Genomic DNA, 19,367 nt, shown 5'->3' on the forward strand with positions numbered 1-19,367 from the left:
TGCGTTATCAATTCATGATGTTCTCGGTAAACCACTTGCGCCACTCGGCCGTTTTCTCCGCGCGCAGCTTGTCGTCGATGACGATGGCCTGGGTGTCCCACTGCTGTTTGGTCGTGAAGACGCCAGGAAGGGCAGCGTCTTCAGGCGAGACCTTGGCGTTGTCGACGACGGGGCTGGCCTTCTTGGCCGCCACGATCTTGGCCTGCACCTCAGGCGACAGCGCGATGTCCATGAACTTGTGGGCCAGGTCGGTCTTGGCGCTGCCTTTCATGATGGCCATGGTATCGACACCCAGCACCGCGCCTTCCTTGGGCATCGCCACCTTGATGGGCACGCCCTGGCCGATCATGTAGTACGCGTTCATGGATAGCACGACCTGCACCGGCGTTTCGCCGGCGGCGATCAGTTGCTGGCTGTTGGCGTCGTTGGTGTAGAAAGCCTTGAAATTGGGTTTCAGGGCCTTGAGTTTTTCCTGCCCCTTTTCCCAGGTGCTGGCATCGCCGCCGGACAGCAACGCCGAAATGTCGATGATGTGGCTGGGGTCGAAATCGGGCGCGGACAGCTTGCCTTTCAGCGCCGGGCTCCACAGATCGTTCCAGCTGTTGAAGGTGACGCCCGCGGGAACCAGGTCGGGGCGGTAGCCGATGGTGTACACGTACGCCCAGCTGCCGATATGGTACGGGCTGATCTTGGCCCGGTCGACCAGGTGCGAGTAGTTGGGGATCTTGCTCAGGTCAAGTTTTTCGTACAGGTTGGCGTTGACATAGAGCCAGCCGATATGCGACGTGGTGAACGTGATGTCGCTTTCCGGCTTGGTGGCGAGCTTGGCCTTGTTCAGCCGGTCTATGGTGCCGCCCGTGATGTACTTCACCGGCACGCCGGTCTGCCGCGTGAATTCGCGGCCGATGTTCTCGTCGATGAGATCGCGGAAGCTGCCGCCCCAGGTGCTGACCACCAGCGCATCCTGCGCCTGCGCCGTGGCGGAGAGAGCCGCGCCGGCAAGCATGCCGGCGCTTATGAGTTTCTTGATCATGACAACCCCTTGTCTATATGGTTGACTACAGAACCTGCTCGAGGAAATTCTTCAGGCGCTCGCTGCGGGGCGCCCCAAAAAACTGTTCAGTGGGCGCGGTCTCGATGATTTCGCCTCGCTCCATGAAGACGCAGCGGTCGGCCACCCTGCGGGCGAAGCCGATTTCGTGGGTGACGCAGATCATGGTGATGCCGGTCTGCGCCAGGTTTTCCATGATGCGCAGCACCGAGCCGACCGATTCCGGATCGAGCGCCGAGGTCGGCTCATCGAAGAGCATGATGCGCGGGCGCAGGCAGAGCGCGCGGGCAATGGCCACGCGTTGCTGCTGGCCACCGGAAAGCTGGATCGGATACTTGTCGGCCTGCTCGATCACATTGACTTTGGCCAGGTATTCGCGCGCCGTCTGTTCGGCCTCGCGGGCTGGAACCTTCAAGGCGATCTTCAGCGCGAAGGTGCAGTTGTCCAGCACCGTCATATGCGGAAAGAGGTTGAAGTTCTGGAACACCATGCCCAGCTGGCGCCGCACTTTCTCCACGTCTTCGGGACGCCGGGTCAGTTCGGCGCCGTTGACCCGGATGTCGCCCGAGTCATGCTGTTCCAGATGATTGATGCAGCGGATCAGGGACGACTTGCCGGATCCGGAAGGACCGCAGAGGATGACGATCTCGCCGTTGGAGACCTCCAGGTGGATATCCCGCAGGGCGTGGAAGGCGCCGTAGAACTTGTTCAAACCCGAGATGGAGACCGCGGGCGCGCACTCGGACAGGGTGGCGGAGACAGGCGGCGTGATGCTGGACAGGATGGCAGTCATGATGGTTCGCGCTCTGATAGTTCGGTCGGCCGGGCGGTTCAGGCCCTGGCGAGATAGCGGTTCAACTTGCGGTCCGCGATCGAGAAGCCAAGTCGTATGCAGTTGGTGATGCACCAGTAGATCGCCGCCGCCGTGATCAGGGGCGTGAACGGGTCATAGGTGTAGTCGAACACGGTGTTGGCGGCCGCGGTGAGGTCGACCAGCGTGATGGCGCTGACAGCCGCCGTGCTTTTCACCATGATCAGCAATTCATTCTGATAGGCGCGCAGCACATAGCGCGCCACCAGCGGCAGGCGCAGGCGGAACAGGATCTGCGCAGGCTTCAGGCCCAGGGTCTGCGCCGCTTCGATCGTGCCCCGGGGTATCGCCGCCAGTCCACCGCGGATGATCTCCGCCATGAAGCCGGAATGGGTCAGCGCCAGGCCCAGCCAGGCGCAGACATAGGCGTTGGAGAAGACGCTCCACAAGGGGGTGTCGCGCACGATGGAGAACTGCGGCAGTCCGCTGTAGATCAGGTACAGCAGCACCAGGCTGGGGACGCCGCGGAAGAAGCCGATGTAGCTGCTGGCGAAGAGCGCGCGCGCACCGGGCCGGAAGCTTGCCAGCGCCACCGGCAGCGCCAGCAGCAGGCCGATGACCAGCACCGGCAGCAGCACGGCGAAGGTGGTGCCGGCGCCGGCCAGCAGTTTGGGCAGGCTGTCCCAGGCTACCTGGAAGTCAAAGTGCATGCGACGCTCCCTTGGTCACGACGGGATGAAAGCCGCGCGCAGCCCATGTTTCGACACGGCGCGCCACGTAGTAGGTGAGCCAGGTCATCATCAGGAAGAAGCCGGCCGCAAGCATGTAATAGACGAAAGGCTCCTTGGTCACGCCGGAGGCAAGCTTGGCGTAGGCCATGATTTCCTTCAGGCCGATCAGGGAGATGAGGGCGGTGTCCTTGAGCACGACGATCCACATATTGGTCATGCCGGGCAGGGCCAGCCGCAGCATCTGCGGCAGGATCACCTTGAGCCAGATGGCGGTGCGCGGCACCAGCAGCACCCGCGCGGCCTCGAACTGGCCGTGGGGAACGTTCTGGATCGCGCTGCGGATCAGGTCGGCCAGATAGGCGCCATACACCATGCCCAGCGCCGCTACCGCCGCCATGAACGGCGTTACCTCGATCTGCTGGTCGATGCCGAACGGCGCTAGCAGGCTGGCGACGATCTGCGAGCCGCCGTAATAGAACAGGAAACCGACCAGCAGCGAAGGCACCCCCGTGAAGATGGAGGCATACGGAATCCAGACGATCTTGGCCAGCCATGTCGGCCGCAGTGTGATCAGGGCGAAGAACGTCCCGATCGCGAGCGCCAGCAGGTAGGCGCAGACGGCGACCTGGATCGTCATCATTGCGCCGGTCGCGAGTTGCTGCACGAAACCCATCGAAGGCATGAGGTCTTCCTGGCAAGCGTGGGTGGAGTTCCGCCCGGTCCGGCAAGCTCGTGCCGGGGACTCGGGCGGCGCGCGCGAATCCTGCTAGCGGCAGGCCGCTTCCTCGGGCAGCAGCTCCACTTCCATGTACGGCTTGCGCAGCTTGGTGAAGGTGCAGTCCTTGATGATGGTGTCCAGCGTGACGTTCATGCGGTTGAGCAGTTCGCCGCCGTCCTTGCGGGCGATCCAGCTCGATCCGGCTTCGCCGCCGCCAGTCCACAGATCGCCGCCAGCGAACTTCCAGCCCTTGCCCTGGGGCTTGGACAGGAACTCATTGGTCCAGCTGATCTTGGGACCCAGGCTCATGTCGAGCCGGCCGTTGGCCAGGTCGAGACGGATCTGGTCGGGGTTGTCGTAGAACACGATCTGCACCGCGTTGCCGAATGTCTCGCCCACGTACTTGGCTTGGGCCGAGCCGCGTTGCAGGCCGATGCGCACGCCCTTCAGGCCCTCCGGCGTGAAGGTGTAGTTCTTGGCCTCGGGCACCACATAGGAGTCCGGGTTGAACAGCACCGGTCGGCCGAACAGCACTTTTTCCTTGCGCTCCGGCAGCGGCTTGGTCTGGCTGACCACGGCATCCAGTTTCTTCTGCAGCAGCGCCGGGATCAGGGCCTTGAAGTCCATGACGACGATCTCGCAATCGACCTTCATCCGCTTGCACATCTCGCGCGCCAGGTCGGGTTCAAAGCCGGTCAGGCGGCCTGACGGGTCGACCATGCTGAAGGGCGGATAACTGCCTTCGTTGCCCAGCACCAGCTTCTCGGCTTGGGCGGGCGTCACAGCGAACAGCGAGGCGCCTGCGAGCGTCAGCGCCGTGATGGTTTGGTGTAGATGCATTATTTTCCCCTTGCTTATTTATTGGTCATGCACTTCGTTGAATGGTCTACATCGCTGCGGCCTTGCTCAGGTTGCCGTTGAACAGCGAGCCGTAGCCGGGCTTGGCGCCCGCCGCGCCGGTGAGATCCAGGCAATGCCAGAACGAAGCCTGGATGGCCGAGATCACCGGCTTGCCGAGTTTCTGTTCCAGCGCCTCGATGGCGCCGACGGTGCGGAAGTTGGTGCACGAGACGAAGATGGCCGTCGCGTCGGGGTGATCGACCGAGAGCACGTGGTCGTAGACCTTTTCCAGCGAGACCTCGGCCAGCGCGTGATCGTCAGAGATGCCGAGGCAGGCGCTCTTGACGACCTCGTGGCCGTTTTCCTGCAGGAAGCGGATGGCGCGCTCGTGGATCTCCGGAAGATAGGGCGTGGCCAACGCAACCTTGCCGGCCTTGACCTTCTTCAGTGCCGCGAGCGTCGCGGTGGAGGCGGTGGTGATCTGCGGCCCCGGCACCCACTGCCGCAGCTTCTGGATCAGCGCCTGGTCGTAGGCGGTGCCATGCAGGAACGAGGCGCTGGTGCCGCCGAACAGCAGCACGTCGATGGGAGCGGCGCCGGCCAGGCGCGCGGCCTGTTCGAGTTCAGGCGCGTTCATCATCTCTTCGATGCCTTGCACCGTGACCTTGGGCAGCTTGATGCGCGCGGTATGGGTGGAAACCCCTGGAGCGGACATGGCCCACATTTCTTCTTCCATCACGACGCTGGAAGCGATGTAGATCAGCCCGATGCGGGCCAGGTCGCCCGAGCCGTCGTAGCGGAATCGGGGATAGGCGGCTTGCGCCGGCGTTGAGGCGGTGTTCATCCGGATCCCTTGTAAGGTGAGGTTGCTGCGGATTGCATCTGGTGACGTCGGCCGTCGATCCGGGACCGGGCGTTGCCGCCGCCCGCCGCACCGGCCACGCCAGCGAAAACCAATGATGCGAGAGGCCATCCGAGGCACCAAGTCGCCTTTTCCGTTGGCATGGATCGATTTTCCTGATGGCCCCGCGAGGCCGCCGAGGCAGGTCGCATGCGCATGGCGGCGGGCGCCGCCCGCGTCAGGATTTCCGAGACGGGACGCCGGAAAAAACAAATAGGCTGCGTTCCCGCTTGGACCGACCATCAGCGGGCAGGTCACGGCCTTGTGCGATGCCGCCACCCAGGCGGGCGCGGGGTCTCCGGATAAACCCTAATGCAGATACGAGCCATGAAGCACAAGCGCATACGCACCTTCAATACCAAGGCAACCTACCCTGAACAGAACCTCGATAACGATCTGTGCCAGGCCGTCGTCGCGCGCGGCAGCACCGTCTTCTTGCGCGGGCAGATTGGCCAGAATCTGGACACCTCGGAGAGCGTCTGCATCGGCGATGCGGCGGGCCAGACCGAACAGGCGATGAAGAACATCGACATGTTGCTCAAGGAGGCCGGCGGCGAGCTGCAGGATATTTGCAAGATCACGATCTACATCATCGACCCGCGTTATCGGGAGCCGGTCTACCGCGTGGTCGGAAAATGGCTCAAGGGCGTGTTCCCCGTGTCCACCGGCATTGTGGTGTCAGCGCTGGCGCGCCCCGAGTGGCTGGTGGAAATCGACGCGACTGCCGTTATTCCGGATTGACGCCGCAGGAGGCCCAGCTCATGACTTTCTCCATCATTGCCCGCTGCCCGGCCACCGGCCAATTCGGCGCGGCTGTTTCGTCCTCGTCGCCCGCGGTCGCGGCGCGCTGCATCCGTGCGCGTGCGGGCGTAGGCGCGGCGGTCAGCCAGAACATCACCGACCCCGCCCTGGGGCCGCTCATCCTCGACGCGATGGCCGAGGGCCGCACGCCCGAAGGCGCGCTGCAGGCGCTGGCCGAACGTCCTTTCATCAGCTACCGGCAGCTGATGGCCATCGATGCCACCCAGGCGCCGGCCATATTCACGGGCTCGAACGCGCTGGGTCGCCTGGCCGACGCGCAAGGCGAGCATGCCGCATGCGCGGGCAATATGCTGGCGTCGCTGGAAGTGCCGGCGGCCATGTTGTCGGCGTTCGAGCAGGCCTCGGGTTCGTTGGCCGAGCGCCTGATGCAGGCCATGCTGGCGGGCCAGGCGGCTGGCGGCGAAGAAGGGCCGGTGCATTCGGCCGGGCTGCTGGTGGTGGCGGACCTGGATTGGCCCATCGTCGATTTGCGCATGGACTGGGTCGAGCAAGGTCCCGTCGAACGGCTGTACGAGGCCTGGCAGGTCTACGAGCCGCAGATCGAGGCCTACATCACCCGCGCCAGGGACCCGCGCGCCGCGCCGAGCTTTGGCGTGCCAGGCAATCCGTGAGCGCTTGCGGCTTGCGGCTTGCGGCGAGTGCGAGAAAACCCGAGGAGCGCCATGCCCCGCTGTCAGGGCATAGTGGATACACTTTTGCACGGTGCGGTTGACGCTGGCGCCGGGCCGCGCCGGCGGCCTGCGCAGCGGACCGCCGCCTCCTTCCAGCCTGCTCCAGTTTTCTCACTTCGGACTATGCTCAATCGCATTTCGCTGCGCCAGATGGAGTACTTCGTCGCCACTGCCAAGCATGGCAGTATCGCCGCGGCATCCAACCAGATCCACATTTCGGCGCCGTCGATCTCGGCTGCCATCGCACATGTCGAAACCGAATTGGACGTGCAGCTGTTCGTGCGGCATCCGTCCAAGGGCCTGGCGCTGACAGTGCTAGGCCAGCAGGTCATGAGCGAATGCGAAGATCTGCTCGAGCGCGCGTCGCGCCTCTACAAGATTGCATCCGTTTCCAGCAACACCATCCAGGGCACCTTGCGCGTGGGCTGCTTCCAGTCGCTCACGGCCATGATCGCGCCCGAGGTGATCTTCGGGTTCTCGCGCGCATTCGACAAGGTCGAGCTGCACATGGTCGAAGGCGATCAGCAGTTGCTGATCGACAAGCTGCATACGCTGGAGATCGACGTTGCGCTCAGCTACGACCTGAGGCTGGGCGACGAGATATCGTTCGAGGCGCTGGCGCGCCTGCCGCCGCACGTGGTGGTCAGCGAGCTGCATCCGCTGTCGCAGCAGATTGCGGTAACGCTGGAAGAACTGGCGCGCTTGCCCATGGTGTTGCTGGACCTGCCCCTGAGCCGCGACTACTTCATGTCCCTGTTCGCGAAGTTTGGCCTGGAGCCGAACATCGTGGCGCGCTCGCGCTCTGAGGAAGTAGTGCGGTCCATGGTGGCCAACGGCATCGGCTACGCCCTGTTCAACGTGCGGCCGAAGTCCACCCAGGCCCTGGACGGCAAGCGCCTGGTGCGGCTGCGCCTGGTGGGCGAACACCGGCCGATGCTGCTCGGGCTCACCACCTACAAACCGATGAAGCCGTCGCGCCTGACCGAGGTGTTCATGCAGCGCTGCCGCGCCTACATTTCGGACCAGTACATTCCGGGCATGAGCGAAGGCAGCTTCTTCGATCCCTACGTGCCTCCTGAAAACAAGTGAATGGACGGCGCGCGCGCCGTCCGTCTTTTGCAGATCCATGCCATGAGCTCACCGACCCCGGACAACAGTCCAGACCTATTGCGCGAACTGCTCGCCTTTGAATCCGTCACGCTGACGCCCAATATCGACCTCATAGAACGGGTGCGGGAATTGCTGGCGCAGGCGGGCATCGCATCCACGCTGGCGGCGGACCCGCAGGACGCCAGGCGCAGCAATCTGTTCGCTTCCGTCGGCCCTTTGGAAGTACCCGGCATCCTGCTCTCGGGCCATACCGATGTGGTGCCCGTGACGGGGCAGCCCTGGACCACGCCGCCCTTTCAGGCGACCGAGCGCGATGGTCGCATCTATGGTCGGGGCAGCGCGGACATGAAGGGCTTCGTCGCCTGCGCCGTGATGGCCATGATCCGCGCGGCTCGCCTGCCGCTGGCGCGCCCGCTGCATCTGGCGCTGTCGTTCGATGAAGAAATCGGCTGCGTCGGCGTGCGCCACCTGCTGCGCGCGCTGCAAGACATGGAGCCCGCACCGTTGCTGTGCGTGGTGGGCGAGCCCACGCTGATGAAGATCGGCACCGGCAACAAGGGCAAGGCGGCCTACCGGGCCGTGTGCTGCGGCCAGGCGGGCCATTCCGGGCTGGCGCCGCATTTCGTCAACGCCATCCATACGGCCAGCGATCTGATCGGCGCGCTGCGCGACGTGCAGCGCGACCTGGCCGAACACGGACCGCGCGAGGCCGGCTATGACGTGCCATATACCACGGTGCATGCCGGCACCATCAAGGGCGGCACGGCGCTGAACATCGTGCCCGCGGAATGCGAAGTCAATTTCGAGATCCGCAACGTCGCGCAGGACGACCCTAACCAGATCCTGGAGCGGGTGCTGGAGCTGACCAGGACGAAGATGCGCGCCGCGGGCGCCCGGCCCGAGGCCGAACCGCCCCGGGTCGAAGTGGTCAATAGCTATCCCGGCCTGGCCACGGCGGACGGCTCGGCGGCCGTGGCGCTGCTGGCCTCGTGGCTGCCGCCGGACACGCCGCTCACCAAGGCTGCCTTCGGCACCGAAGGCGGGCTGTTCCAGCAGCTGTGGGCGCAGACCTCGGTGCTGATCTGCGGACCCGGCAGCATCGAGGTGGCGCACAAGGCCGACGAGTACGTCGAACTTTCGCAGCTGCAAGCCTGCGACGCCATGCTGGAGAAGTTGACGCAGTATTTGATGGTTTAGGCGCCGGAGCGCGGGATCGCTGGCTACGTGGCAACGTTTTGAAGCAATCGCCTGTTGAGCCGGGGCTGCGAGAGCCTGCTATAACAGCGGCTACAGCTTTTCTGTAGGGCCAGGAAATGTCCATTCAAACGTTGAGCCGCTATGGTGTGGCGATTTTTGCGGCTGCGCTGATGGCCGGCTGCTCCTCCAGCGGTCCCAAGACTTCGGAGCAGGGTGCAGCCAAGTCGTATTCCTCCACTGCCCGCGCCGGCGGCGAGTGCGCGAGCCGCGGCAAGTGCATCTACAAGGGCGCGTATGAATCAGGGGAACGGAACTACGCCGAAGCGGAAGCCAAGCGCCTGAACATCGCCGAACTGGAGCGCCTGCGCCGCGCTTTCGGCAATTGACCCCGGCAGGGAACCGGCGCACGCCCACGCCTGAAGAAATCATGCGGCACTACGACTCGGACCCGGACGAGGATCCCTGGGTTCGCGGCAAGCCTGCGCCGGAGCAGGTCGCGGTAGTACCTTATGACCCCGATTGGCCGGCCCGTTATGCCCAGCTTGAAACGCAGGTGCGCGAGGCTTTGGGGCCGGCCGCGCTGGCGGTCGAGCACATGGGGTCGACCGCGGTTCCGGGCTTGCCGGCCAAGCCGGTAATCGATATCGATCTGACGGTGGTCGACCCCGTGCAGGAGGACGCCTATGTCCCCGCGCTGGAAGCCGCCGGTTACGTGCTGGTTTTACGGGAGCCGTCCTGGCATCAGCACCGTCTTTTGCAGCTGGCCGCGCCGCGCGTGAACCTGCATGTATTCGGCCCCGATTGTCCCGAGAATATCCGGCACCGGATGTTCCGCGACTGGCTGCGCCAGCACGCGGCCGACCGCGATCTGTATGCCCAGGCCAAGCGTATGGCGGCGGACGGCATGATGCAGGTCATGGATTACAACAAGCGCAAGGAAGCGGTCCTGCGCCAGATCTACGAACGCATGTTCCGCGCCGCCGGCTTTATCTGAGGCGCGCCGGCGCGGATATCATCCCTATCCGCTTCAATAGTGGCTTTTCAGCGGCACGGCGGGGTCGGCCAGCACGTCGCGGGGCGGGTTCAGACCCAGCTCCAGCAGCTTGCGCGCCGCCAGGTGGTCCATCGGGGCGTTGATCGATTCGACGCAGACCAGATGGCCGTCGGCAAAGTGCAGGATCGAGAAGCTGCCGGGCTTGGCGCCGGGCCGCAGGACGCGCTCGGTGTCCGGCGGCGCCAGGCCGGCGATCTGCAGGCGCAAGGCGCCCTGATCGGACCAGAACCAGGGCAGGGCGTGATACGGCGTTTTCGTGCCCAGCAGCACGCCGGCCAGGGTGCGGGCCTGGTCGTTGGCGTTCTGCACCGATTCCAGGCGCAGGGTCTTGCCCCAGCGCGCATACGGAAACGAGGTGCAGTCGCCGATGGCGTAGATGCCGGGCGCGGAAGTCTGCATCAGCCCGTCCACCACGATGCCGTTCAGGCAGTCCAGGCCGGCGGCCTGCGCCAGCGTGATCTCGGGCACGGCGCCGATGCCGGCGACCAGCAGGTCCACCGGATGCTCCACCTCGTTGACGACTACGCTGCGCACGCGGCCGTTCTCGGTCCGGATGTGTTGCAGGTCGGAGGACAGGCGCAGGTCGACGCCGGAGTCGTGCAGTACGCGGGCGACGTGTTCCGAGGCCTCGGGCGACACGGAGCGCGCCAGCAGGCGCGGCGCGGACTCGAAGACGGTGACCGGGCGTCCCAGGGCGCCCGCGGTGGCCGCGATTTCCAGGCCGATGAAGCCGCCGCCCACGACCGTGACCGACGGCGCGTCGGCGATCGCGGCGCGCAGGCGCGCGGCGTCGTCGGCGTTGCGCAGGTAGATCAGGTTCTGCAGTTCTTCGGGCACGTCCGGCAGGCGCCGCGCGCGCGTGCCGGTGGCCAGCACCAGCGCGTCATAGTCCAGCTGCTTGCCCGAAGCCAGCGTGAGCGTGCGCGCGTCGCGGTCTATGCCGACCGCGGGATCGGCCAGCAGCACCTGCACGCCAGCGTCGGCGTAGACCGCCTCGGGGCGCAGCAGCTGGATCGGAGCTTCCGGATCCTTGATGTAGGTCTTGGAGAGCGGCGGGCGATGGTAGGGCAGCGAGGCCTCTTCGCACACCAGCGTCAGGCTGCCGGGAAAGCCGCCTTCTATCAGGCTGGCGCACAATTGCGCCGCCGCGTGGCCGCCGCCGACGATTACCACCTTCTGCATGCATGACTCCTGTTCTGCCTGGCCCGGTCTCGGGCCGAATCGGCAATGCTACCGCAGGTGGCAGCTGGAGGAACTGCATGCAGGACGCGAAGGGCGCTGCGCGCCTGGAGAGGATCAGGCCGCGGCGTTGGGGGACGGGCTCAGGCGCCCGGCAGCATGTAGCGGGCGGAAACGGCCAGGATGCGCTGGGCGGATTCGCGCAGCCTGCGGGCTTCGCGGTGGGCGTTGAGGGAAACCACGGCGTCGTAGCGGCGCGCGCTGAGCGGACCGGCCAGCAGCACCGGGCGGCGGGTAAGAATCGGGGATATCAAGCGTTGCATGTGGAGCATTCCTGCGGGCGTCAGGCCCAGTCGATGCCAGGTATCGTAAGGCGGCCGGGGGTGGCGGCCAACGAATTACCTTTTATATGAATATCCGGCGCGCGCCCGGGATTCGGGGGCTGGCGGATATTCGAACGCCAGTATCGCCCGCGAGTATGACAGCCATATGCCAGCGGCGCTTGCGGCCGCCCGGCAGGCGCGGACCAGGTCCGCGCGGAGAACCCGCCGGATGACGATGCCCCGGGGGCACCAGCGGCTCAAGGCGCCTTGAGCCGCGACGGCACCTCGCCCACGTCGCTGCAAACCGCCAGCACTTCGGCGGGCTTCTTGCTCATGGACAGGTACACGTGGCCGATGCTGCTGTCGAAGTAGGCGGTCTCCAGCTTGCCCAGCACGACGCTGTCGCCGTTTTCGAACTGGATGCGGACCTTGCCCGACAGCACCACCGCGAATTCCTGGCCGGGGTGGCGGATGTAGTCCTCGAACTCGACCACCTTGCGCGAGTCGATGAGCGCCAGCATGGGCGTCATCTTCTTGCCGGGGTATTCGCCCATCAGCAAGCGGTAGTGGTAGTTCTCGGTGACGTAGTCGCGGGCGTCGCTGAGCTTGTTCTTGACGAAGGTGGGGGCGACGGCGGCCTGCGAGGCGTCCGGCAGCATGAACATGCGGGTCATGTCTATGCCGAGCGCGCCGGCCAGCGCGGCGAACTTCTCGTAGCTGAGGGCGATCTGCCCCAGCTCCGCCTTGGACAGCGTCGAGACCGCGATGCCGCTGGCGCGGGACAGCGCCTGCAGGGTCATCTTGCGCGCCTTGCGCTCGGCCCGCAGGCGAGCGCCCATTTCTTCCTTGCCGACGATCTCGGGCGGGGATGTAGTGCCGGGTAGGGCCATGTAGCGATCTGGCAGGTAGGGGTGATTGGGGCAGGGCCCGCAAGCCCCGCTGCGTATGCCGGATTGTAAGGGCTGGCCGGGATCAGGCTCCCGCCCGGTTGAGGACGCGGCCGGCGTGCTGGCCGGTAAAGGCCTGGCCTTCCCAGACGGGCGAGCCGTTGACGTAGACCGAGTGGATGCCCGCCGCGCGCTCGGTGGGACGCTCGAAGGTGGCCGAGTCGGCCACGGTGGCGGGGTCGAAGACCACCAGGTCGGCGTAGTAGCCGGGCTGCACCTGGCCGCGTTCGGCCAGGCCGAACTTGGCGGCGGTCAGGCCGGTCATCTTCCAGACCGCGGTCTCCAGCGGGAACAGGCCCAGGTCGCGCGAGTAATGGCCCAGCACGCGCGGGAAGGTGCCCCACAGGCGCGGGTGCGGACGCTCGTCGTGCGGCAGGCCGTCGGAGCCGATCATGGTGGGGCCGAACGCCAGGATGCGCTGCACGTCGGGCTCGTCCATCATGAAGTAGATGGCGCCCGCGGGCTGCAGCTCCGGCACCACGTCGTACTTGGACTTGTCGCGCTCGGCGGCGATTTCCTCCAGGTCGCGCCCGCTCAGTTCGGGAAAGGGCTTGCACCAGGTGATGAGCGTGCGGCCCGCCAGCAGCACGCGGTCCTGCTTCAGCATGGTGGAGCCGGCCACGTAGGGGTAGGCGTCCAGGGACACGTCCTGGCTGGCCATGGCGGCCTCGATCAGCGCCAGCGTTTCCTTGGAGCGGCCGAAGTTGGGCTTGCCCATGACCTTGTGGTGCGAGATCACCACCGGCACGTCCAGCTCGCGGCCGATGCGGAAGGTCTCTTCCAGCGCCGCCACGATGTGTTCGCCCTCGTCGCGCATGTGGGTGGCGTAGACGCCGCCATGCGTGCCCAGCGGGCGGCAGACCTCGATGATTTCCTCGGTGCTGGCGTGGGCGGCGGGCGGGTAGAAGGCACCGGTGGAAATGCCGATGGCGCCGCTGGCCAGCGCGTCGTCGGCCAGCGCCTGCATGGCCTGGATCTCCCCGGCCGTGGCTTCGCGCTTCAGGTCGGGCATGACGGCGGCGCGCAGGGTGGAATGGCCCACCATGCAGGCGGCGTTGACGGCGGGCGGCGCGGCGCGCAGGGCCTCCAGGTAGTCGGAGAAGCGCTCGAAGCGGAACGAGCCGCCTTCGTCCAGCAGGTCCAGCGGCGCGGGCGGGTTGGCATGCGCCAGCGGCGCCAGGCTGATGCCGCAGTTGCCGGTGACCACGGTGGTGACGCCCTGCGAAATCTTGGGCGTCATGTCGCGGTGCTTGAGCAGGTAGTTGTCGTCGTGCGTGTGCGAGTCGATGAAACCCGGCGACACCACCTTGCCGGCCACGTCGATGCGCCGGCGGGCGCTGCTGGCGCTCAGGTCGCCGACGGCGGCGATCCGGTCGCCGCGCACGCCGACGTCGGCAAGCCGGCCGGGCGAGTTGGTGCCGTCGATGACGGTGCCGCCGGCAAGGATGTAATCGAACGGGGTGGCGTCGGTCTGGGACATGCGTATCTCCGGCTAAACGGGGGGGGCGAAGTGGCAGGCGACCTGCTGTTCGGGGGCGATCTGGCGCGGCTGCGGCGCTTCTTCGGCGCAACGCGGCTGCGCCATCGGACAACGGGTGCGGAAGGCGCAGCCCGAGGGCGGCGACAGCGGGCTGGGTATTTCGCCCTTCAGCACTTCCACGGGTTTGCGCTCGCCCTGGCGGGCCGAGGGCACGGCGGCCAGCAGGGCGCGGGTATAGGGATGGGCGGGGCGTTCGAAGATGGCCTCGCGGGTGCCGGTCTCGACTATCTTGCCCAGGTACATCACGGCAACGCGGTGGCTGATGTGGCGCACCACGCTCAGGTCGTGCGAAATGAAGACGTAGGTCAGCCCCAGGTCGCGCTGCAGGTCCATCAGCAGGTTGATGACCTGCGCCTGTACCGACACGTCCAGCGCCGATACGGGTTCATCGCAGACGATCAGGCCCGGGTCCAGCGCCAGCGCGCGCGCGATCACGATGCGCTGGCGCTGGCCGCCGGAGAACTCGTGAGGGTAGCGGTCGGCGGCGTCCGGACGCAGGCTGACGCGGGCCAGCAACTGCGCGACGCGCTCGCGGATGGCGGCGCGGCTGTGGCCGAAGGCGCGCAGCGGCTCGCCGATGATGTCGCGCACCCGCATGCGCGGGTTCATCGAGGAAAACGGATCCTGGAAGATGAATTGCATGCGCTGGCGCATGGCGCGCAGTTCGCGGCTGTTCATGGCGGCCAGGTCGCGGCCTTCCAGCAGGATGCGGCCCTCGGTGGGGTCGGTCAGGCGGATCAGGCATTTGCCGGTGGTGGATTTGCCGCAGCCGGATTCGCCCACCAGGCTCAGCGTCTGGCCGCGCGGCACCGACAGGGAAACGCCGTCGACCGCGCGCAGCACCTTGGCGCCGCTGCCGCTGTCCACGGGGTAGTGCTTCTTCAGGCCGATGACTTCCAGCATGGGCGGGGCGTCGGCGGCGGGCGCGGACACGGGGCTCGCAAGGGGGATGTCGTGCAGGTTCATGGCGGGCCTCAGGCGGTCAGGGCGGCGGGAGCGGGTTCGGCCGCGCGGGCCCAGCACCAGACGCGGTGGCGGCTGCCGGCATCGGCGGCGGGCGGCGCCTGCTCGGAACAGCGCGGCTGCGCTTCCGGGCAGCGCGCCGCGAAGGCGCAGCCGCGCGACTCGGGCGTCATCACCGGCACGATGCCGGGCAATTCGGCCAACCGAGCCGTATGGTCCTGGCCGTCGGCGAAGTCCGGCAGCGAGCGGATCAGCGCCTGGGTGTAGGGGTGCTGGGCGCGGTCCAGGATGTCGTCGACGCTGCCTTCCTCGACCTTGCGTCCCGCGTACATCACGATGACGCGCTGGCACATCTGCGCGACCACGCCCAGGTCGTGGGTGATCAGCACGATGGAGGTGCCCAGCCGCTGCTGGATTTCCCGCAGCAGGTGCAGGATCTGCGCCTGGATGGTCACGTCCAGCGCGGTGGTGGGCTCGTCGGCGATCAGGACCTTGGGCTGGCAGGCCAGCGCCATGGCGATCATGGCGCGCTGACGCATGCCGCCGGACAGCTGGTAGGGATACTCGCGCACGCGGCGCGCCGGGTCGGAGATCTGAACCAGCTCCAGCAGCGATTCGGCCTGCGCCATGGCCTCGCGCCGCGACAGGCCCTGGTGCAGCATCAGCGATTCGCTGATCTGGCGGCCCACCGTGAACACGGGGTTCAGCGAGGTCATGGGTTCCTGGAAGATCATCGAGATCTGGTTGCCGCGGATCGCGCGCATGGCCTTTTCAGACAGCGCCAGCAGATCCTGGCCGTCGAACTCGATACGGCCGCCGGCCACGCGCCCGGGGGCGCGCAACAGCCGCATGATGGACAGTGACGTGACGCTCTTGCCGCAGCCGGATTCGCCGACCAGTCCCAGCGTTTCGCCGGGCATCAGGTCGAAGGACAGGCGGTCCACGGCGAGCACGGTGGTTTCATCGCCGTCGAAACAGGTGGTGAGGTCGTGCACGCGCAAGACGGGTTGGGTTTGCATGTGCGCTCCTACAGCTTTTTGGCCAGACGGGGATCGAGCATGTCGCGCAGGCCGTCACCCACCAGATTGACGGCCAGGACGGCCACGCCCAGGAACAGGCCCGGATACAGGATGATGTGGAAGGCCACGGCGACGAAGTTGCGGCCTTCGGCCATGATGTTGCCCCAGCTGGGGATCTGCGGCGGTATGCCCACGCCCAGGAAGCTCAGCACCGCCTCGGTCAGGATGGCGGACGCCGCGATGAAGGTGGCCTGCACCATCAGCGGGGCGAACAGATTGGGCAGGATGTGGCGCAGCAGGATCGCGGGCACGCGCGTGCCGGACGAAATGGCGGCCTCGATATAGGGTTGTTCGCGTATCGTCAGCACCAGCGCCCGCACCAGCCGCACTACGCGCGGCACCTCGGGGATGACGATGGCGATGATCACGGTGCCCAGGCCGCCCTTCAGCGTGGCCATCAAGGCGATGGCCAGCAGCACGCCGGGGATGGCCATCAGCCCGTCCATGATGCGCATGATGAACGCGTCGATGCGGCGGAAGTAGCCCGCCGCCATGCCCAGCGCCACGCCGGCGACGGTGGAGACCACCGCCACCACGATGCCGACCACCAGGGAGACGCGGGCGCCCCAGACAGTGCGCGAATAGACGTCGCGGCCCAGCGCGTCGGTGCCGAAGAAGTGCTCCGACGACGGCGGCTTCATGCGCGCCAGCGGATTGATGTCCTGCGGGTCGACGGTGGCCAGCCAGGGCGCGGCCAGCGCAATCGCGGCCAGCGCCAGCAGGATGGCGCCGCCTATGTACAGCATGGGATGGCGGCGCAGCGAGCGCAGCACGCGGCGGTGGCGCGGGCGCCGCGCGGGCAGGGACAGGGTAGTGGTAGTCATGCGTTGCCCCCGGTTCAATAGCGGATGCGCGGATCGAAGAGCCGGTAGCTCAGGTCGACCAGCAGGTTGATCAGGACATAGATGCCCGAGGCCACCAGCAGCACGCCCTGGATCACGGGATAGTCGTGGCGCAGCACGGCGTCGATGGTCAGGCGGCCCAGGCCGGGAATCGCGAATACGGTTTCCGTGACCACCACGCCGCCGATCAGCAGGGCCACGCCCACGCCGATGGTGGTGACGATGGGGTTGGCGGCGTTCTTCAGCGCATGCCAGACGATGGGGCCAGCCGCCAGGCCCTTGGCGCGGGCGGTGCGGATGTAGTCCTCGGACAGGGCCTCCAGCATGGTGGCGCGCGTCATGCGCGTGAGCAGCGCCATGTAGACCAGGCCCAGCGACAGGCAAGGCAGCACCAGATGGCGCAGGTAGGGCACCACGCCGTCGGCCAGGGGCTTGTAGCCCTGCACCGGCAGCCAGCCCAGCTTGATCGAAAAGCCGTAGACCAGGCTGTAGCCGATCAGGAACACCGGCACCGAGAATGCGCAGACCGCGCCTATCATGACCAGCCGGTCCAGCCAGCGTCCCGCGTGCCAGGCCGCCAGCACGCCCAGCGGAATCGCCACGATCACCGCGAACAGCATGGTGAAGATGGCGATGGACAGCGTCGGTCCCATGCGCTGGCCGATCAGCTGCGAGACCGGCATCTGTGTCGACATCGAAGTGCCCAGATCACCGGTGGCGATGTGGCTGACCCAGATGCCGAACTGCTGCAGCAACGGTTTGTCCAGGCCCAGGTTCTGGCGGATCTTCTCCACGTCGTCGGCGGTGGCGTTGTCGCCCGCGATCACGGCCGCGGGATCGCCCGGCGACAAGTGGATCAGCAGGAACACCACGACCGCGACCACGGCCATGACAGGAATGACGGCCGCTATGCGGCGCAGTATGTATTTCACGCTGGTTTTCCCCCGGCTTGTGGCCGGGCGCACGCGGCGCCCGGCGCCCGCCTTACGGCTTTTCGATGTTCCACATCACCGGGATGCCGGTCTTCAGCAGCTCGGTGTGCTGCAGGCCGCGGAATGCGGACACGGGCTTGAATTCCCCCCACATGACATAGGGCACGCTCTGGTAGGCGCGCGCCTGCATCTGCGCGGCGATGTCCTTGCGCTTGGCCGGGTCCGTTTCGCGGATCCAGCTGGTGCGCAGCGTGTCGAGCTCCTTGTCGCAGGGCCAGCCCGGCAGGCTGTTGCCGCAGGCGGCGGACATCCAGGGGTTGGTCACCGGCGTGCTGGCGTCGTAATAGCCGCCCCAGGTCAGGAAGACGTTCCAGCCGCCTTGCGCCGGCGGATCCTTCTTCAGGCGGCGGCCGGCCAGCGAAGCCCAGTCCATGGATTGCAGGTCGACGTTGATGCCGGCCTTCTTCATGTTCTGCGTCAGCACCATGACGGCGGGCGCGCTCAGGTGGTCCGTGGGGTACAGCACCACCACCTTCTCGCCCTTGTAGCCGGCTTCCTGCAGCAGTTGCTTGGCGCGCGCCGGATCGGTCTTGGCGTAGGGCGCCGCGCCCGCGTCGCTGGCCAGCGGCGAGCCGCAGACGAAGAGGCTGGGGCAATAGTCGACGCGGTATTTCTCCGGGTAGCCCATGGCCGACAGCATTTCCTTCTGGTTCACCAGGTGGTAGAGCGCCTGGCGGGCAAGCTGGTTGTCGAAGGGCGGATGCAGCGAATTAAGGATGACCATGCCCTGCGTCGCGACGGACGTGTTCAGGGTGATGTCCTTGTTGGTTTCCAGCACGGGCAGGAAGTCGGGCGTGGTCTGTTCGATCATGTCGACCTCGCCGTTCATCAGGGCGGCGGTGGCGGTGTTGCCGTCGGGGATGTAGACCCACTCGACGCGGTCCACCTTGACGTTCTTGCCGCCGGCCAGGCCGTCGGCGGGCTCCGCGCGCGGCACATAGGCCGGGTTCTTCACGTACACGACCTTGTTGCCCGGCACCCATTCATCGCGCTTGAAGAGGAAGGGGCCCGAACCGACCATTTCCGTGACCTGGGTGTTCGGGTCCGTCATGGCCAGGCGCTTGGGCATGATGAAGGGCGGCATGCCGGAAGGCTTGGACAAGGCGTCCAGCACCAGGCCGAAAGGCTCCTTGAGCGTCAGCGTGAAGCTGTTGTCGCCGGTCGCCGCGAGTTCGGCGCCCGCGGCCATCATGGCCTGGCCCAGCGTGTCCTTCTTGGCCCAGCGCTGGATCGACGCCACGCAGTCCTCGGCCTTGACGGGCGTGCCGTCGTTGAACTTCAGGCCCGGGCGCAAGGTGAAGCTCCAGCTCTTGCCGTCTTCGGACACGGTCCAGCTGTCCACCATCTGCGGCTTGACCTGCCCCTTGCTGTCCTGCGAGAACAGGGTGTCGAACACCATGTAGCCGTGGTTGCGCGTGATGTAAGCCGTGTTGAACAGCGGGTCCAGCGTCTTGAGGTCCGCGTGCGGCACCAGGCGCAGGGTCTTGGTCTGCGCCAGCGCGCCGGTGGCGGCCCCCATGGCCAGCAGGGCGGCTGCGCCCAGCAAACTGAAACGTCTGATCATTGTTATCCCCTTCGTTATTCCCATGCCCTGCT

Annotated in this window: 21 protein-coding genes; 6 read left to right on the forward strand and 15 right to left on the reverse strand. The window is 66.4% G+C overall.

What is annotated here, in order from left to right; all coding sequences use genetic code 11:
- Window positions 1–7 precede the first annotated feature (7 nt).
- The 6 genes from ACZ5YA_RS29435 to ACZ5YA_RS29460 form a co-directional block, all read right to left on the reverse strand.
- Window positions 8–1,033 (reverse strand): ABC transporter substrate-binding protein, encoded by a 1,026-nt coding sequence (locus ACZ5YA_RS29435; RefSeq protein WP_118931770.1) that lies wholly within the window; start codon window positions 1,031–1,033, stop codon window positions 8–10.
- Between the two features lie 25 nt (window positions 1,034–1,058).
- A complete protein-coding gene (locus ACZ5YA_RS29440) occupies window positions 1,059–1,844 on the reverse strand; it encodes an amino acid ABC transporter ATP-binding protein (protein WP_059375291.1) in 786 nt (261 codons plus the stop codon).
- Window positions 1,845–1,882: 38 nt separating this feature from the next.
- Window positions 1,883–2,572: an ABC transporter permease gene (locus ACZ5YA_RS29445; protein ID WP_059375283.1), complete on the reverse strand. Its 690-nt coding sequence runs from the start codon at window positions 2,570–2,572 to the stop codon at window positions 1,883–1,885.
- The gene (locus ACZ5YA_RS29450) at window positions 2,562–3,275 is read right to left on the reverse strand and encodes an ABC transporter permease (RefSeq protein ID WP_059375281.1); all 714 of its coding nucleotides are present in this window, start codon (window positions 3,273–3,275) and stop codon (window positions 2,562–2,564) included. Before ACZ5YA_RS29450 ends, ACZ5YA_RS29445 begins: the two co-directional genes overlap by 11 nt.
- Before the next feature lie 84 nt (window positions 3,276–3,359).
- Window positions 3,360–4,151, reverse strand: coding sequence for a transporter substrate-binding domain-containing protein (locus ACZ5YA_RS29455; RefSeq protein WP_059375279.1), 792 nt, complete (start codon window positions 4,149–4,151; stop codon window positions 3,360–3,362).
- A 46-nt stretch (window positions 4,152–4,197) separates the two neighbouring features.
- Window positions 4,198–4,995, reverse strand: coding sequence for a maleate cis-trans isomerase family protein (locus ACZ5YA_RS29460; RefSeq protein WP_059375276.1), 798 nt, complete (start codon window positions 4,993–4,995; stop codon window positions 4,198–4,200).
- Window positions 4,996–5,379: 384 nt separating this feature from the next.
- Between ACZ5YA_RS29460 and ACZ5YA_RS29465 the strand changes: the two genes are divergently transcribed.
- The 6 genes from ACZ5YA_RS29465 (at window position 5,380) to ACZ5YA_RS29490 (ending at window position 9,846) form a co-directional block, all read left to right on the forward strand.
- Complete coding sequence (locus tag ACZ5YA_RS29465) at window positions 5,380–5,793, forward strand: RidA family protein (RefSeq protein ID WP_059375273.1); 414 nt, start codon at window positions 5,380–5,382, stop codon at window positions 5,791–5,793.
- A 20-nt stretch (window positions 5,794–5,813) separates the two neighbouring features.
- Entirely contained in the window at window positions 5,814–6,485 is a 672-nt protein-coding gene (locus ACZ5YA_RS29470) for a DUF1028 domain-containing protein (protein ID WP_118931771.1), read from the forward strand.
- Window positions 6,486–6,668: 183 nt separating this feature from the next.
- Window positions 6,669–7,634 (forward strand): LysR substrate-binding domain-containing protein, encoded by a 966-nt coding sequence (locus ACZ5YA_RS29475; RefSeq protein ID WP_059375270.1) that lies wholly within the window; start codon window positions 6,669–6,671, stop codon window positions 7,632–7,634.
- A 42-nt stretch (window positions 7,635–7,676) separates the two neighbouring features.
- Window positions 7,677–8,852, forward strand: a complete 1,176-nt coding sequence (argE, locus tag ACZ5YA_RS29480) for an acetylornithine deacetylase (protein WP_118931819.1) — start codon at window positions 7,677–7,679, stop codon at window positions 8,850–8,852.
- Window positions 8,853–8,968: 116 nt separating this feature from the next.
- On the forward strand, window positions 8,969–9,238 hold the full coding sequence (locus tag ACZ5YA_RS29485) for a hypothetical protein (protein ID WP_059375267.1): 270 nt from the start codon (window positions 8,969–8,971) through the stop codon (window positions 9,236–9,238).
- A gap of 41 nt (window positions 9,239–9,279) precedes the next feature.
- Window positions 9,280–9,846: a GrpB family protein gene (locus ACZ5YA_RS29490; protein WP_059375264.1), complete on the forward strand. Its 567-nt coding sequence runs from the start codon at window positions 9,280–9,282 to the stop codon at window positions 9,844–9,846.
- Between the two features lie 33 nt (window positions 9,847–9,879).
- On the opposite strand, the gene ACZ5YA_RS29495 is transcribed toward ACZ5YA_RS29490, so the two are convergent.
- From ACZ5YA_RS29495 to ACZ5YA_RS29535, 9 genes are all read right to left on the reverse strand, one after another.
- Window positions 9,880–11,088 carry an NAD(P)/FAD-dependent oxidoreductase gene (locus tag ACZ5YA_RS29495; protein ID WP_280016762.1) on the reverse strand — a complete coding sequence of 403 codons (1,209 nt, stop codon included), beginning with the start codon at window positions 11,086–11,088 and terminating at the stop codon, window positions 9,880–9,882.
- A gap of 140 nt (window positions 11,089–11,228) precedes the next feature.
- Complete coding sequence (locus ACZ5YA_RS29500; protein WP_059375255.1) at window positions 11,229–11,408, reverse strand: hypothetical protein; 180 nt, start codon at window positions 11,406–11,408, stop codon at window positions 11,229–11,231.
- Between the two features lie 257 nt (window positions 11,409–11,665).
- Window positions 11,666–12,298: a helix-turn-helix domain-containing protein gene (locus ACZ5YA_RS29505; RefSeq protein ID WP_059375252.1), complete on the reverse strand. Its 633-nt coding sequence runs from the start codon at window positions 12,296–12,298 to the stop codon at window positions 11,666–11,668.
- Window positions 12,299–12,380: 82 nt separating this feature from the next.
- Complete coding sequence (locus ACZ5YA_RS29510) at window positions 12,381–13,835, reverse strand: N-acyl-D-amino-acid deacylase family protein (RefSeq protein WP_464091599.1); 1,455 nt, start codon at window positions 13,833–13,835, stop codon at window positions 12,381–12,383.
- 12 nt (window positions 13,836–13,847) lie between these two features.
- Entirely contained in the window at window positions 13,848–14,861 is a 1,014-nt protein-coding gene (locus ACZ5YA_RS29515) for an ABC transporter ATP-binding protein (RefSeq protein ID WP_464091600.1), read from the reverse strand.
- An 8-nt stretch (window positions 14,862–14,869) separates the two neighbouring features.
- Window positions 14,870–15,877: an ABC transporter ATP-binding protein gene (locus tag ACZ5YA_RS29520; RefSeq protein WP_118931774.1), complete on the reverse strand. Its 1,008-nt coding sequence runs from the start codon at window positions 15,875–15,877 to the stop codon at window positions 14,870–14,872.
- A gap of 8 nt (window positions 15,878–15,885) precedes the next feature.
- The gene (locus ACZ5YA_RS29525) at window positions 15,886–16,761 is read right to left on the reverse strand and encodes an ABC transporter permease (RefSeq protein ID WP_054450278.1); all 876 of its coding nucleotides are present in this window, start codon (window positions 16,759–16,761) and stop codon (window positions 15,886–15,888) included.
- 14 nt (window positions 16,762–16,775) lie between these two features.
- On the reverse strand, window positions 16,776–17,711 hold the full coding sequence (locus ACZ5YA_RS29530) for an ABC transporter permease (protein WP_013391996.1): 936 nt from the start codon (window positions 17,709–17,711) through the stop codon (window positions 16,776–16,778).
- A 52-nt stretch (window positions 17,712–17,763) separates the two neighbouring features.
- Window positions 17,764–19,335: an ABC transporter substrate-binding protein gene (locus ACZ5YA_RS29535; protein WP_059375234.1), complete on the reverse strand. Its 1,572-nt coding sequence runs from the start codon at window positions 19,333–19,335 to the stop codon at window positions 17,764–17,766.
- Window positions 19,336–19,367 lie beyond the last annotated feature (32 nt).

It is taken from the genome of Achromobacter sp. JCM 18799 (assembly GCF_055395645.1).